The sequence below is a fragment of the Streptomyces sp. NPDC088350 genome (assembly GCF_044753545.1).
Classification (GTDB): domain Bacteria; phylum Actinomycetota; class Actinomycetes; order Streptomycetales; family Streptomycetaceae; genus Streptomyces.
Window position 1 is genome coordinate 415,426 of sequence record NZ_JBIVNL010000005.1, and the last position, 15,491, is coordinate 430,916.

The window sequence follows — 15,491 nt, forward strand, 5'->3', positions numbered from 1 at the left end:
ACCCCGATGGTCGATGAGTGGATCTGCTGGAAACCGCGATTTCATGGCAGGCCCTGGGCCTGACCCGGCGCTATCCGCCTGCGGTGATGGTCAGGTGCGTCACGCCCGACAGCGAAAGCGTTCCCTCTCCTGCCAGTTCGACCTTTGCGGAGTGCGGAGGATCGAGCAGCTCGACCGGCCTGCCATAGCGCCAGATGCGGGTGACGAGCAGGGCGACCCGGCCATTCGCGCCGTCGGCGGAGGTCGCCGTGTCGAACATGTCCCCGGGGGACACCACGCCCTCCACGCAGCGCACCACGCACAGCGCACGGTCGACGGCCGCTTCCTCAATGCCCTCGATACTGATTCGGGCGTTACTTGACATAGGCGGCGGCCTCCTTGATGAATTGCACGATCTGCGCCTGGGTGAGTTTCGGGGTGGTCGCCAGTGTCGGTGAGATGTCCTCGATGCCTACGCGACCCGGAATATCGATTCCCATTTTCTGCAGGATCGTACGGGCGGTATTCGTGGGGATCTCGACGCTGGCGCGGGCGGCGAACTCCGTCGGACTCAGTTCGACCCCGACCTCCAGCTCCGAGGCTATGTATCCCTCGTGGGTGGCGACTCCCACCAGGTCCCCCGGCTGTGCGATCTGCACGACCGACTGCCCGAACGCCTCGGCATGCGTGCCGAACACGGTGGCGACTCCCGGGTCGGTGGTCGTGGGAGTGATACCCACCCGCTGCGTTCCGGGGCTGCCCGCATAGCCGCGTGTGGTACCCCGGAAGAGTGCCGGACCGCCCGGTGCCGCCGACTGGACGGCCGCGGCGGGGTCGCTGGCCGCGGACTTGAGGTAGGTCGACGCGGCCGGCGGTGCGCCTGCCCCGGCCGACCGGCCCGCACCGCCTCGGGTGCCGGTGGATGTCGCGGCGGGGCGTTTCGGAGGCGGCGCGCTGGGTCCTCCCAGGGGCTGGCCCGTCTTCCACATGACATATCCCTGGGCAGCCGCGTGGGCCAGTCCTGCCGCCGCCACGAAGTTCTCCTCGACACGCTGCGCCGAAGGGCCGAGGAAGACGCCGACCGTGGTGGCGTGGGGCTTGCCGTTCCACGTCTGCATCGCCCCGGAACCGGCCACGTCGGCGGCGGCCACCATCAATGGGGCGCCGACGACGCAGCCCACGCCCGTCTCGCACAACGCGGCTCCCGCGACGAAGGCCGCTGCGCCGCCCGCCACCTTGGCCGCGCCCTCCACTCTCGGGGCGATCTCCTCCTTGGTGAACTCCAGGGGCGCCCATTCCCGCGGATCCCAGGTGAACTCCCAGTCCGTGCCGGAGGTGTCGGTCCTGTTCATCGGGGAGCCGCCGCACATCTGGTACTGGTTGACCCCTCCGGCCGGCCCCGTGGGGTCGCACCCGCTCCAACGGGCCGTCCACGGCAGGTAGTAGCGCGCCGAGTGGTGGGCCAGGCCGCTCTCCTCGTCCCGCTCGCAACCGGTGAAGCGGTAGCGCTTGCGGGTGTAGCTGCCGAAACTGGTCTCGCCGTACGGTGTGTACTCCTCGCGGTTGACGAGGGTGCCCGCACCGTCGACGACGACGGTGCTGCTGCCGAGGTGGTCCGCGAGCTGCACGGCGACGGCCGGGCCGGGGTCGTCGGGGCGGGCCGGGCCGAGACGGACCAGGCCGATGCGCAGCCGGTCGTCCATGACGTGGACCTGATTGTTCTGGCCGGGCTCCGGGACAGCCGTCGAGGTCGTCGCGGCGGGGGCCCAGCGGTGGTGTTCGAAGGTTCCGTCGAGGTAGTGGGTGGTCTCGACGGAACCGCCCTGACGGCGGACGACCTTCTTCGTCCGCTGGCCCGACGCGTCGTACAAGTACTGGGCGTGGAGGGAGGGTTCGGCGCCCGCGGTCTGCGTCGCGAACGCCTTGAGCCGGTCGGCGTGATTCCAGGCGAAGTGCCGCGATGTCGTCTCGGCGACCAGGTTGCCGTTGGCGTCGAAGGTGTAGTTGTACGGCGTCTTCCCGACGAGCATGCCCTGCAGCCGGTTGCTGTCCGCCGCGACGGCGAAGGCGCGTGTGAATCCGCCGGTGCCGCTGTGCCCGAGACTGAGGACGCTGCCCACCGCGTCGTAGCGGTACGTCTCCGCGTACGCCTGCGCCTTGGTGGCATCCGTGCCGCGGGGCAGGTCGGTCCACGGGTCCCCGGCGGGCGGCGCCTGGTATTCGCGGCCTGTGGCGGTGAGCAGCCGGTAGAGGGGGTCGTAGGTGAAGTGCCGGTCGAGAGCGTCGCCGCTGCCGAGGAGTTTGCGCAGGACGGGGTCGGTGGCGCCGAGGGCGTCGGGGTTGTTGGGAATGCCACTGCCGGGGGCACGGTCACGGACGGTGAGGATGTTCCCGACGAGGTCGTAGGCGTAGCCGTAGTCCTGCAGCACGGCTCCGGTCGGACGGTAGGTGGGCCCGTCGGCGAGTGTGTAGCGTTCGCTCCGCAGCCTGGTCAGCCGGAACGTGAACGGGTCGTAGGCGTATCGGGTCATCACCCCGTTGCCGTAGGCGATCAGGGCCCGCTGTCCCTTGGCGTCATAGGCGATGCGCTGGACGTGGACCGTGTCGTCGAGGCGCACTCCTTCCAGCGCGCCGGCCCGGTTGTAGGTGGGGCGGAGTTCCCTGCGACGGCCCTCCACGTCGGTCGGAAGCAGCTGCCTGACGACCCGGTTGAGCGCGTCGTAGCCCGTCGTCGTGACGTAGCCGGTGGATTCGAGCAGTTGCGCGTCGCGGGCCGCCTGGGTCTGGCCGGTCGCCGGGGTCCACTGGACCTGGAACGGCACCACCTGCCAGTTCTTGACCTTGGCCGCCGCGTAGGTGGCGAGGATCGGCGCGTCGGCGATCACCCGCCGGGCGGATTCCAGCACGTTGCCCTTGAAGTCGACCACCGCGACGGCTTCGAGGCCCGCCTCGTCGTGGTGGCGCACCGGACGGCCTAGCAGGTTGAGTTCGCGGGCGGCGGCGCGGGCGGCGGGCGGCTGGTCAGCGGCGCCTCCGTCGCCGTACTCGAGGATCTGGCGCAGTGTCACGGCGCCGGACGCGTCGTCCCGCGCCCATACCCGGGTCGGCCTGTGCAGCGCGTCGAACGCGCCAAGCGTCAATGCCCCCTTGCTGTCGCGGGCTTCGACCGGGATGCCGAGCGCGTCGGGGAGGGTGTCGCGGCGCCCGGCGTCAATGCTGTCCGTGCGCCAGCGGCGCTGCGCGACGTCGAACCGATAGCTGAACGCGTTCCGGCCGAGGGCGTCGGTGATCGTGAGCAGGTTGCCCTGGATGTCGTAGAGGGACCTGGTGGTGAGCCGGTCGGCGTCTGCCGGACCGTTGCGGGCGACGGCGCGCACCGTGCGGCCGAGCGCGTCGGTCTCGGTGCTGGCCGGCGTGTTCCAGTGACCGCGGTACGGCCCGGCGGTATCGCCGTGGGTGCGGCCCGCGTTGTCGTTGGAGTCGTAGGTGTAGGACTCCCACGGTGTCGGCACGAACACCTCGGGAACGGCCAGGTCGGTGGGGACTCCGAAGATGACCCGCTGCTCGCTGCCGTCGGGGTTCAGCGTCCGTACGACCTGTCCGCGAGGGTCGTAGAACATCGTCGCCCGGTGTCCGAGCTGCGTGTCGAGCGGCTGGACGTAGTCGTAGCCGCTGGAGAAGAACGGCTCGTACTTCTGTACCACCTGCCCCTTGTTGTCGTAGATCTGCCAGCCGGAGACGATCACGTTGTCCGGGTCCGACGGTCCACGGGTGCGCCCGGTGGTGTCGCCGACCGGGGCGAGGTCCTCCCCGGGGATGGCGCCTCCGCCGAACGCGGGGTCGCCGAACAGGGTGTCCTCGGCCTGGGTCCGGGACTGCAGCGTCCGGCCGAACCCGTCCGAGTACTCCACCGACACGATCACGTCGTCCCGCTGGGCGGCCGGGACGTCGGTGTCCGTGTCGTGGTGGGTCCGCCGAACGGTACGTACGGATGCCGGTTGGCCCCGTTCGGCGAAGGCGAGCAGGTCGTAGGTCATCCGGGTGCTGGGGGTGTCGCGGTCGCCCTCGCCCTTCTTGCCGCGCAGGTACTGGGCGGTGACCAGCCCGATCGGGGAGTAGGTCACCGAGGTGACGTTGCCGTTGGCGTCGGTCATCGCGGTCGGCTGCAGCACCCGGTAGTCGTTCACCACCTCGGTGACCAGTCCGACGGGGTCGGTCACCCGTACTGGCAGCAGGTCGTGCTGGTCGTAGTCGGTCCGGCTCTGTGCTCCCAGTGGGTCGAGTGAGGCGAGTGGCAGCCCTCGGTCGACACGGCCGGTGACGTGCACGTCGTAGCTGTGCCGCGCGGTGGTCACGTAGTACCCGCCGGGCGAGCCCGGCACGTCGGTGTCCGTGTAATGGAGGTATCCGGCCAGCGCCGGGAGGGTGGCGCGGAACTCGGGCGGGTATTCGGCGGGCCAGGCCTTGACCCCGCCGGGGGCCAGGTAGACGGGCCGTGGGCCGACCGCGAGGGGGTCGCCCGGCGGGTACAGCCCGTCGAGGAAGTCGTCGGTGAAGGCCAGGGACTCCGTGCGTACCGGCAGCCCGTGGTCGCCGAGGGTGCCGAGCGGCAGGCCGGCGAAGGCCTCCCCGTCGTAGTGGGTGCGGACATGCCCGATCACGCGCAGCGACACGCCCGCGGCCGGCAGGCCCGCGAGGAGTCCGTCGCAGAGGTCCGCCACGGACGGGCGGCCGTCGTTGACCACCTCGTAGCTGGTGGCCCTGGCGACCCGGTCGGCCAGATAGCGGTCGGGGTCGTCGCGGACGGCGTGCTCGGTGGTGGTGTAGGTGGCCAGATACGGCTGGGGCGGCGCCGTGGCGGTGGCGGTCATCGGGTCGCGGCCCCGCGGGACGGCGACGGCCAGCTGCCCGGTGGGCAGGCCGTACGCGTCGTAGCCGGCGGGGAAGACGAACCGGGTCATCGGCTGATCACCGCGTTCGTACTGGGTGGTGCGGCTGCCGAGGGAGAACGGGAAGAAGATCCGTTCCCGGACGTCCGACGGCCGGCCCGTGGCGGGGGGTGACTCCTCGCGGACTCCGGACACGGACTCGGTGACCGTGTAGGGGAGGTACGCGCGGGCGGCGCCGTCCAGGGCGTACAGCTCGGTACGGAGGAGTTGTCCGCGCAGGGTCCGCAGGGCGGCGCGGCGGGCGCCGGCGGGCAGGGCCGCCAGGAAGATGTTCTGGGCCGGTGGGCGGGGCAGCATCGGGGTGTCGGCGGTGGAGTACTCGTGCCGCAGGTCGAGTTCGGTCCAGTCGCCGGGCTCGTCGGCGGCGACCGGCCCCGGATGGAACCAGCTCTTCGTGAGCGTCGGGGGTGAGTAGTGCCCGTCAGGGACGGCGCCGGCCCCGGTGGTGGGCGCCCCTTGGAAGGTCTCGGTGTCGAGCGTCTCGACCATCGCGAAGCCGCGGAACTCCCGTTCCACACCGTCCCAGTAGCCATGGTGGTAGCGGTGCTCGGTGGTGAGCCGCCCGCCCGAGATCGCGTCGGTCACCTCGATGTGCGAGACGACCTGGACCGGGAACGGCAGGGTGGTTCGCCAGCGGGTCGCCGGATCGCGCTGGTCGCGCACGTACTCCTGGGTGGATGTCGTGTACGTCACCCGGGTGAGGGCGCCGAGGTGGTTGTCCATCTCGTGGAGGAGGTGCGGTTTGACGCCGCCGGTGAGGTCGAGGAACCGCAGCTGCGGTCTCCCGGACGCGTCCGCGGCCCTGCTGAACAGCACTCCGGCCATTCCGGTGCCGTACAGGTCGGACAGCTGTACGGAGTCCCGGTCGGTCACGCCCGGGGTACCGGTGATGGTGACCGGCTGCTCGGTCCAGGCGTTGCCGGACCGGTTCCCCCAGAGCAGCACCCGGCCGCGGTCGATGTAGAGCAGGTCGGCCGCGCCGTCGCCGTCGACGTCACCGAGCAGCACCCGGTGCGGGTCGTAGCCGTCGGGTAACCGGGGCGCGTGGCTCATGGCGACGCGGGCGCCCCACCGGCCGTGGCCCAGGTTCGGCCAGTAGGCGATGTTGCCGTTGCGGAGCAGGACGATGTCCTGGAGGCCGTCGCCGGTCATGTCCGCCAGTCGTACCCGTGGGTCGGCCAGATCGACCTGTGGTCCGGTGCCGTTGCCGACGGCGGTGCGCTGCCAGGCCCTGCGGGGGTCGGGGTCGTTGAACCAGCACTCCAGGCGGGTGCCGGAGCGGAGTACGTCGGTGAGGCCGTCGCCGTCCAGGTCGACCAGCCTGACGTTCGGATCGGAGAGAGCGACCGCCGGTGACTGCCGGTAGGCCTGGAACGAGCGGTGGCTCCAGCCCGACGTGAAGGTCATCGGGTAGTAGCCGGTCGCCGCGCCCGCGGTCCTGGAGCCGGGGACCGCGGCGGAGACGACGAGGTCGGGGCGGCCGTCACCGTCGGCGTCCATGAACCGCACACCTGGATCGGCGAGGGACAGCGGCGGTGCCTCGGTCATCCGACGGGGAAGCTCGAACCGGCCGTCGCCCGTGTTGCGCCAGACCCGCTGCGCGGCGCCGAGTTCGACCACATCGGGCAGTCCGACGCCGCGCAGGTCGACCAGGGCCAGCGTCGGGTCGTTCAGCGCGACCGCCGGCAGGCCCGGCCCGGTCACCTCCCGGAACCGGCGTCCGGCCGGGTCGAAGCCCGAGTACCCGAAGGTCAGCGGTGGCAGAGCCTCCGTCGCGGGGGCCTGTCCGGGCGGCGGATCCTGGTCGTCGATCCCGGTCACGTCCACCTGGGTCAGCAGCGAGAGCCCGTTGAACTCGGCCTGCCGGTACGTGAATTGCTGTTCCCTCGCCACCCGGGCGATGCCGTCGGCGGCGTGCGTGGTGACCCGTACGGTCCGGCAGCGCAGCGATGTCCGCAGTTCGAACCCGGCCCGGTGGTCGGAGAAGGGGTCGGGCCTCGGCTCGTAGGCGAAGTCCACCTCGACGAGGAAGGAAGGGTCGGCGCGGTCGCCGTAGTCGGCATAGGAGATCCGGGCGATCAGCGGATGGTCCCACCGGTGGCCGGGCTCCTGGCCCCGGTCGGGCAGGTACTCGTACCGGATCAGGTTGCCCAGGGCGTCCTGGGTCAGGGTGACCCGCCAGCCGAACACCCGGCCCGGGTCCGCCGGATCGGCCGTCACCGCCGGATCGCGCCAGCCGGCGTCCGCACCGGCCGGGCGGGGCGTGCCGTAACGGGTGAGCAGACCGTCCTTGCCGCGGACCTCCCAGTAGTTCCCGGAGTCGTCCTTGACATGCTCGATCCGGGCGAACAGGCCCTCGGTACGGGGCCGGTACCGCACGCGCCCGGGGTAACTGCCCTGGACCGGCACCAGGTCCTCCGCCCCCGACAGGACGAACACATCGGCGCGGTCGGCCCCCGGCCCGACGGCGTCGGCATACCTCGGAATCCCCCGTGACGTGCGGCGGGACACCCCCGGGAGGCTCAGCTGCCAGCCCAGTCCGAACGGCCCGTTCCCGTTGCCGGTGCTGTAGCCCAACGCCAACCGGGGTGCCAGCCCCGACCGACCGGCCGGGACCGCTATGGGCACCGTGAAGTTGCCCGTACCGGTGAAAAGGTCGGCGGCGAACTTCTCTCCCACACCGCTGACCGCGCCGCCGCCCTTCGGCAGCGAGACCACCGCGCCCTCCGCGGCGGCTTCCGTTCCCCCACTCATCCGACGACCGTCCGCTCCCCCAGGGCCGAACCCCACGAGGGGTCGGCTCCGCGAGGCGTCATGTCGTGGCTTCCGGCCGCGTGAGCGGGAAGTCCGGCCGCGGCAGGGGCCGTGGCGGACATCGCCTCAGCCGGAAGGAAGCCGGTACCGCTGCGTCTGCTGTCCATGCCGTGATGTACCTCCGGACGTGCTCCGGCTCCTCATGCCGGGGCTTGGCCGTGAGCATCAGTGGGCTGACACGCTTCCCTCCGCCCCCCGCCGGCGTCGGGACTGTCCTGTCTGGCTGTCCGCGGCCACCGTGGCGCGCCCAGGAGGTGTCTGTCACACCCTGTGCCGCTCAGCGGACCGGAGCGCCCGCCTCCCCATCGGCCCCACGCCGCTCGTCAGCAGCGCCCGCACCAGGACGCCCCGTTCGGGTTGTCCCGATTCGTGTACGCCAAACTCCGTGCGGACAACCCTCGTTCGGCCCGTGTCCCCTCAACTGCCGCCGTCGTCAACCGCACCGCCGAGGGCATGGCAGGGCGGGTCGAAGTCCACCGTCGGGAAGTACTGTGCCCCTTCCGCTCTGGTGATCCGTGGGTACGCGCTGTCGCAGACGCGGGCGGCGACCCGGTCCAGGCCGGTGTCCCACAGCCGGACCGTGAAGTCGTTGCCGCCGCCGGCCAGGGTGACGATGGGCGTTCCCGACGTCCCACAGCCGGACCGTGCGGTCCCAACTCGCCGTGGCCAGAACGGTGTTCCGCGGCGCGAAGGAGATCGACACCACGTCGGAGGTGTGACCGGTGAGCCGGCTCGTGTACGGCGTCCCGACGGTGCTCATGAGCTGGTCGCGGACGTCGGCCGTGGCCGCCGGCCGGTACGCGGCCAGGTTCACCTGCGCGGCGAGCGCGGGGGTGTTCCGCCGTACCTCGGCCGCGTCCGTGGCGGCCCTCCGCGCGACGGCGACGTTGCGCTGCTGGACGGCCGAGTCGCGCGAGCCGACGGCCAGCACACCGGCGGTGACCGCGGTGACCATCAACACGGTGAGCAGCGTGACCAGTTGCCGCAGGCGGACCGTCCGCCGTCTGGCCGCCGCCGTCTCGTCGGCCCGCGCGTCCCGGCCCGCGTCGAGGAAGTCCCGTTCCCTGTACGTCAGTCGGCCGCCGTCCGCGACGGCGAGGTCCAGTGCCGCCGCGAGACGGGCACCCCGCCACAGGACGTGCGGGTCGCGGCCCTGTGCCTCCCAGCCGGCGGTCGCGTCGGTGAGCCGCCGGTGCAGGAGCAGCCGTTCCCGGTCCTCGGTCAGCCGGCCGCGCAGTCTCGGCCAGCACCGGATGATCGCCTCGTGGGTGATCTCGACGCAGTTCTCGTCCAGCGTCACCAGCCGTTGCCGGGCGAGGGATTCGAGCACGAGCGCGGTGTCGGGACAGCGGTCCAGCTCGTCCGCGGTGATACGGCGCCGGGTGTCCTCGGTGCCGTCGCCCAGCGCGGTCAGCCGGAGGAACAGCGACCTGGCGAGGTCCCGCTGCGCCGACGACAACGCCCGGTAGGCGGCCTCGGCGGTCTGCGCGAGCGCGTGCTGGATTCCGCCGACCGCCAAGTACCCGTCCAGCGTGAGGCGGTTGCCGCTGCGCCGGCGCCGGGTCTCCACCATCGCGTGCGAGACCAGGGGCAACGCGCCGGGCTGACCGGTCGCGTCGACGACCACGGCCGCCGGCAGCGGGCCGGTCACCGTGCAGTCGGCGAGCCCGGCCGGCCCGGTGATGGCCTCGCGCAGCTCCTGGCTGCTCATCGGGCCGACGGCGAGCTGCGCGTCGCGCATCGCCTCGACCAGCCGGGGGTCCTGGACGCAGTGGCCGTAGAAGTCGGCGCGTACGCCGAGCACCACCCGGGTCCGGCTGGTCGGCACGGTGGTGGCGGCGGTCAACAGGTCGATGAACGCGTCCCGTTCGTCCCGGTCCCGGCAGAGGGCGAAGACCTCCTCGAACTGGTCGGCCACGATGAGTGTGTCGATGTCCGGTGCGCGGTCGACCGCGGCCTGCCGGAGCCGCAGGTGCAGTGCCTCGGGATCGTCGCGCAGCTCGGTCGGCAGCGTCAACACCGACCAGCAGTGGAGCTGGGACGGCGAGCAGATCCGTTCCGGCATGAACGGCAAGTGCCTCGCCATCCTGGGCGGCCGGTCTGAGAACGGCCGGCTCCTGGTGAGCTGGAGCTGCGACGGAGCGAGGAGTCAGAGCTGGGACTTCTGAACGGTGGCCCGGCCCGGCACACGGTGTGCCGGGCCGGGCCGCGGTCATTCGCGCACGGTACTCGCGTCGATCGCACACCGGACGAGACTCGCGCACCGCGCAGGGGGTGAGGGGCCGAACGGGCCGCTGTCACCCGAAGAGGTCAAGAGCCCACGAGGAAGGTGAGCCGCACCTCTCGCTCGTCAGTGGTTCAGTTCCGCCTCGCGCGCCTCCAGCCAGTCACCCACTTTCGCCAGAACCGCCTCGCGGCCCGATGCCGCGAGGGATGTGCCCGGCGCCCGCGCGTCCACGGTGCTGGTCATCCGGGCGCGCAGAACAGGCGATCCGGGCTCGAGCCACACGGTGATGAGCAGAATCGCGGTCGGGGTCTGCGGGACGTTGCTCATGCCGGTCCGCTCGTCGGAGGAGGGCCTCGTGGGTGGGCCGACACCAGGCTCGGGACGCGGTGTCACATGGCTGTCAGCCATCGGTCAACGCGCAGCTCGGCAGCATCGAGGTGAAGGCGGGTGAGGGGCCTATGCCGAGTTCGTCGTGGAGCAGGTCGCGAAAGGCCCGGTAGTGGCGGACCGCCTCCTGCACATTGTGCTCGGCCAGATGGACAGCGGTCACGGCCCGGTGGGCACTCTCGCGCAGCGGCTCGATGCGGACGCTCTCCAGGGCGGCCTCCAGGGCGAGGGCGTGCCGGCCCTCCGCGACGAGCCGGTGGGCGAGGGCCTCCAGGGCGTGCAGCCGAAGCTGGCGGAGGCGTTCACGTTCGAACAGGATCCAGTCGTCGTCCCAGCCGGGCAGCAGTTCGCCGGCGAAGAGAAGGTGCCGGCCCGGGCCGGACAGCGGTTCGGCGGCGGGATGCCGGCCCGGACCGGACAACTCCTCAGCGGACGGGGCCTGTGCGTCGATGACGTGCAGGGCCGAGGTCGCGAGGTCGCGGACGTCCACCGAGACGGCCTCGGCGAGCGAAAGGGCGTCGCCGTCGCTGTGCACGAGCTGCTCCCGTCCCCGGTGCAGCCGCCACAACACGGTACGGAGACTTCCGTGCGCCCGTTCCTCCGTGACGTCGGGCCACAGCGTGCCCGCGACGACCGCGCGGGTGCCGTGCCGATGCAGGGCGAGGTAGGCGAGCAGCCGTTGGGAACCGGTGCCGACGTCGACAACGGTGGGGCCGTAGGCGAGTGTGAAACGGCCCAACAGGCGCAGCCGGGGCGCGGGCGTCCGGGCACCGCTCATGGCTGGACGCTCGAGTGGCGGTGTGCCGTCCTGCCGGTGTCTGCCATGGCTCCTCCCCCTGGAGCGGTGCGCGGACCTGCTCGATGCAACTCCACGGCCCGGAGCAGCGCATCGGGGAACTCCCCATATTCCGTCTCCGTGATGTGACGGAGCGTCAAGGCAGGGGCCGGAAATGTCCGATCGCCCACCCCGATCACACCGACGGGGGCACTCTGGTGACGCGGCCCACGGCCGCACGGGGGCGGTGTGGCAGACGTATCAGACGCTCTACGGCCCCTGACGCCATCCCACCATGAGGGCAGGCACCAACGGATCGGGCGGCGAACCGCGACACGGACGGCCACATCCTGGGACCCGACCTCATCCCTGAGAACCGGTGAAGATCAGGCTCGAAATCAGGAACCGGCAAGAAAGGTGAAACGTACCTCTCGCTGTAGATTATCCCGGTTCGTGTCGACCAGGCACACCGACTGCCACGTCCCCAACTCCAGCCGCCCGCCCAGCACCGGCAACGTCGCGTGCGGCGGTACGAAGGCCGGGAGGACGTGGTCGCGGCCGTGGCCGGGGCTGCCGTGGCGGTGCTGCCAGCGGTCGTCGGCGGGGAGGAGGGTGTGCAGGGCGGCGAGGAGGTCGTCGTCGCTGCCGGCGCCCGTTTCGAGGATCGCGACGCCCGCGGTGGCGTGCGGGACGAAGACGTTGAGGAGGCCGTCACGGCCGGCCGCCGCCTCCCGCAGGAAGGCCTCGCAGTCGCGGGTCAGATCCATGACCCGCTCCCGGGAGCCGGTGTCGACGTGCAGAACTCGGGTGGTGAAGGCAGCTGACATGTCTCCATCCTGACCCATGCGTCGGGCTCCGCGTCCGCCCGATCGCCCGGTCCGCGATACACAAGGTCCAGTCTGCGAGACACCGTTGACCGTGCCACGCCATCTGACCTATTTTCTGCCGCATGTTGCGTTCAGTCCTGCTCACCACGCGCGGTCACATCGACCTGCTGCGGGTGGCCTCCGCCGCGTGTCGCCGCGGCTGCTGACGCCTTCTTCCACCTCACCCCCTCTTTCTCCGCGCTCCGTCGCGCCCGCGCACATCGTCGTGACGCGGCGGCGTTGAGGCGTATCCCCTTCCTCACCGGCCGCTCTCCCCCACTCCGTGGAGCACCCATGAGCATCAGCCATGCCCCACCCGATCCGTCCGGGGCAGATATCTCCCGTATATCCCTCTCGAAGGCCGACTCGGACGCGCACGCCCCCCTCGATCTCGTCCCTCTCGTCCCTCTCGTCCCCACCTCCGCCCGCCGCACCCGCGTTCCCCGCTGGCTGCGCCGCACCACCGGCCCCCTGGTACTTCTCGCGCTCTGGCAACTCCTCAGCAGCACAGGCGTGTTGACCTCCGACGTGCTCGCCTCGCCCGGGCGGATCGCACACGTCGGCTGGGGCCTGATCGCCGACGGTTCACTGCCCTCGGCCATGACGACGTCACTTCAGCGGGTCGCCGTCGGCCTGCTGCTCGGTACGGCCATCGGCACCGGACTCGCCCTCGTCTCCGGTCTGTTCAGGGTCGGCGAGGACCTGGTCGACGCTCCCGTGCAGATGCTGCGGACCGTGCCCTTCGTGGGGCTGATCCCGCTGTTCATCATCTGGTTCGGCATCGGCGAGGCACCCAAGGTCGCCATCATCACGCTCGGTGTGACCTTCCCGCTCTACCTCAACGTCTACGCCGGAATCCGGGGCGTGGACAGCCAGTTGATCGAGGCCGGCGAGTCGCTCGGGCTGTCGCGCTGGGGGCTCGTACGGCATGTGGTGCTGCCGGGCGCGCTGCCCAACGCGATGACCGGGCTGCGCTACTCCCTCGGCATCGCCTGGCTGGCGCTGGTCTTCGCCGAGCAGATCAACGCGGACGCCGGCATCGGCTTCCTCATGGTGCAGGCCCGGGACTTCCTGCAGACCGACGTGATCGTGGTCTGCCTGATCGTCTACGCCTTCCTCGGCCTGCTGGCCGACTTCGTCGTCCGTACCCTCGAAAGGCTGCTGCTGCAATGGCGACCGACGTTCACGGGCCGGTGACCACCCGACCGGCGACCCCCGCGCCGGTGACCACACAGGCGGTACGGGTCGAGGGGCTGACCCGCTCCTTCGACGGCCGCCCCGTCATCGACAAGCTTCAACTCGACGTGAGGCAGGGCGAGTTCGTGGCGCTGCTCGGCCGCAGCGGCTGCGGCAAGTCCACGTTGCTGCGCATCCTCGCCGGGCTCGACCGGGACATCGAGGGCACCGTCCTCGTACCGCGCCGCAAGGCCGTCGCGTTCCAGGCACCCCGGCTGATGCCGTGGAAGAAGGTGTGGCGCAACGTCCTGCTCGGCCTGCCCGGCAAGCCCGAACGCGCCGTGGCGGAGCGGGCGTTGACGGAGGTCGGGCTCGGGGACCACGCGGACGCCTGGCCCAGGACGCTGTCCGGCGGTGAGGCGCAGCGCGCCTCGCTGGCCCGTGCCCTGGTGCGCGAGCCCGATCTGCTTCTGCTCGACGAGCCGTTCGGCGCGCTCGACGCGCTCACCCGGATAAAGGCCCAGCGGTTGGTGGGCGAGCTGTGGCAACGGCGGGGCTGCGCCGTCCTGTTGGTGACCCACGACGTCGAGGAGGCCGTGCTGCTCGCCGACCGTGTCCTGGTGATGGACGACGGCGTCATCGCGCACGAGCAGCGGATCGACCTCGACCGGCCGCGCGACATCACCGACCCCCGGTTCGCCGAACTCCGCGCCGGACTCCTGGAACGCCTCGGCGTCGACACCGCCGCCGAAGCTGCCTGAACTCCCCCACACGTCAGTCCGAAGTCGTGTGAACTCCCCCACGCGTCAAACCAGTTACCGAGAACGGATCCCCCATGCGACGACGCCTCGTCCCCGCCGCCCTGCTCCTCCCCCTCGCCCTCCTGCTCGCCGCCTGCGGCGGTAACTCGGCCGCCGAGACCTCGACGGGCACCGACGGCAAGGGCTCCCTCACGCTCGACGTCGGTGACCAGAAGGGCGGTTCGGAGGCGGTACTGCGGGCCGCCGGTGAACTCAAGAACCTGGACTACAAGATCAAGTGGTCCACGTTCACCTCCGGCCCGCCGCTCCTGGAAGCCGTCAACGCCGAGGCCGTCGACATCGGCGGCGTCGGCAACACCCCGCCGGTGTTCGCCGCGGGCGCCAACTCCAAGATCACAGTGGTGGCCGCCTGGCACGGCAACTCCCAGGGCGAGGCCATCCTCGTACCGAAGGACTCCCAGCTGACCAGCCCCGAGCAGCTCAAGGGCAAGTCCATAGCCGTGGCGCAGGGTTCGTCCGCGCACTTCCAGCTGATCGCCTCCCTCAAGGCGGCCGGGCTCACGCTGAGCGACGTCAAGGTCAAGTACCTCCAGCCGGCCGACGCGCTGGCCGCGTTCACCAGCGGCAAGGTGGACGCGTGGACGGTGTGGGACCCGTACACCTCGCAGGTCCTCCAGACGAAGCAGGGCCGCATCCTGACGACCGGTCAGGGTCTGGTCAACGGGCTCAACTTCCAGGTGGCGGCGCCCTCCGCGCTCAAGGACAGCAAGAAGGCCGCGGCCATCAAGGACTATCTGGAGCGGCTGCGGCGCGCCCAGGACTGGGTCTACGACCACCCCGAGGCGTGGGCCAAGGTGTGGGCGAAGGACACCGGACTGCCGTACGCGGTGGCGCTGGCCTCGGTGAAGCGGACCAACGCCTCCCGGGTCGCGGTCGCCGTCGACAAGCCGTTGATCGCCTCGGAGCAGCAGATCGCGGACACCTTCACCAGCCTCAAACTCATTCCGGGCAAGGTCGACTTCGCCAAGTTCGTCGACACCCGCTTCAACGGCGGCCTGCCGGTCTCGACGACCGCGCCGCGCGTCTACAAGGAGAAGTGACATGACCGTCCGTCTCCACTGGTTCCCGCCGACGGGCGGTGACGGCCGCACGCTCGTCGACCGGCACACCTACGGCCCCAACCGCGCGGGGGCGGTCCGCGGGGTGCGGGCGCCGGACCTCGGGTAACTCGCCCAAATCGCCAAGGCGGCCGAGCAGCGGCGGTTCGGCGACCATCTCGACCACGACCAGTGGTATGCCCGTACGGACGAGTTCCTGTCGGTCGTACGAGGGGTGTGGCGGGGAGAGCCGTACGACTTCGACGGTGTCCATTACCGGGTCGAGGGCGGGCTGACGGCGCTGCCGCCCGATCCGGCCGCAGGTGTTCTTCGGCGGTTCGGCGGCGGCCGGGCCGGTCGCCGCCCGGCCTGCGGACGTGTATCTCACCTGGGGAGAGCCGCCCGCGCAGGTCAAAGAGAAGATCGACTGAATTCGGGGGCTCGCCGAGCGGGAGGGGCG

General features: G+C 71.2%; 11 protein-coding genes and 1 pseudogene. 6 read left to right on the forward strand and 6 right to left on the reverse strand.

Annotated elements, in window-relative coordinates; translation table 11 throughout:
• Positions 1–70: 70 nt before the first annotated feature.
• The 6 genes from ACIQBL_RS19770 to ACIQBL_RS19795 form a co-directional block, all read right to left on the reverse strand.
• The gene (locus ACIQBL_RS19770) at positions 71–364 is read right to left on the reverse strand and encodes a hypothetical protein (RefSeq protein WP_401943437.1); all 294 of its coding nucleotides are present in this window, start codon (positions 362–364) and stop codon (positions 71–73) included.
• Complete coding sequence (locus ACIQBL_RS19775) at positions 354–7,682, reverse strand: SpvB/TcaC N-terminal domain-containing protein (RefSeq protein ID WP_401943439.1); 7,329 nt, start codon at positions 7,680–7,682, stop codon at positions 354–356. Before ACIQBL_RS19775 ends, ACIQBL_RS19770 begins: the two co-directional genes overlap by 11 nt.
• Positions 7,683–8,175: 493 nt before the next feature.
• Positions 8,176–9,807, reverse strand: coding sequence for a WD40 repeat domain-containing protein (locus tag ACIQBL_RS19780; protein ID WP_401943442.1), 1,632 nt, complete (start codon positions 9,805–9,807; stop codon positions 8,176–8,178).
• Positions 9,808–10,092: 285 nt separating this feature from the next.
• Positions 10,093–10,296, reverse strand: a complete 204-nt coding sequence (locus ACIQBL_RS19785) for a hypothetical protein (RefSeq protein ID WP_401943444.1) — start codon at positions 10,294–10,296, stop codon at positions 10,093–10,095.
• A 73-nt stretch (positions 10,297–10,369) separates the two neighbouring features.
• Complete coding sequence (locus ACIQBL_RS19790) at positions 10,370–11,134, reverse strand: BTAD domain-containing putative transcriptional regulator (protein ID WP_401943446.1); 765 nt, start codon at positions 11,132–11,134, stop codon at positions 10,370–10,372.
• A gap of 395 nt (positions 11,135–11,529) precedes the next feature.
• The gene (locus ACIQBL_RS19795; RefSeq protein WP_401943449.1) at positions 11,530–11,958 is read right to left on the reverse strand and encodes a YjbQ family protein; all 429 of its coding nucleotides are present in this window, start codon (positions 11,956–11,958) and stop codon (positions 11,530–11,532) included.
• 122 nt (positions 11,959–12,080) lie between these two features.
• On the opposite strand from ACIQBL_RS19795, the gene ACIQBL_RS19800 reads away from it, so the two are divergent.
• From ACIQBL_RS19800 to ACIQBL_RS19825, 6 genes and pseudogenes are all read left to right on the forward strand, one after another.
• Entirely contained in the window at positions 12,081–12,164 is an 84-nt protein-coding gene (locus ACIQBL_RS19800; RefSeq protein ID WP_350495123.1) for a putative leader peptide, read from the forward strand.
• Positions 12,165–12,291: 127 nt separating this feature from the next.
• Positions 12,292–13,194: an ABC transporter permease gene (locus tag ACIQBL_RS19805; RefSeq protein ID WP_401943452.1), complete on the forward strand. Its 903-nt coding sequence runs from the start codon at positions 12,292–12,294 to the stop codon at positions 13,192–13,194.
• Positions 13,167–13,934, forward strand: a complete 768-nt coding sequence (locus tag ACIQBL_RS19810; protein WP_401943454.1) for an ABC transporter ATP-binding protein — start codon at positions 13,167–13,169, stop codon at positions 13,932–13,934. Before ACIQBL_RS19805 ends, ACIQBL_RS19810 begins: the two co-directional genes overlap by 28 nt.
• A gap of 74 nt (positions 13,935–14,008) precedes the next feature.
• Positions 14,009–15,034 carry an ABC transporter substrate-binding protein gene (locus ACIQBL_RS19815; RefSeq protein WP_401943456.1) on the forward strand — a complete coding sequence of 342 codons (1,026 nt, stop codon included), beginning with the start codon at positions 14,009–14,011 and terminating at the stop codon, positions 15,032–15,034.
• A 1-nt stretch (position 15,035) separates the two neighbouring features.
• A complete protein-coding gene (locus ACIQBL_RS19820) occupies positions 15,036–15,161 on the forward strand; it encodes a hypothetical protein (protein ID WP_401943457.1) in 126 nt (41 codons plus the stop codon).
• A gap of 9 nt (positions 15,162–15,170) precedes the next feature.
• Positions 15,171–15,425, forward strand: a pseudogene (locus ACIQBL_RS19825) (LLM class flavin-dependent oxidoreductase); the annotation flags it as partial.
• Between the last annotated feature and the right edge of the window lie 66 nt (positions 15,426–15,491).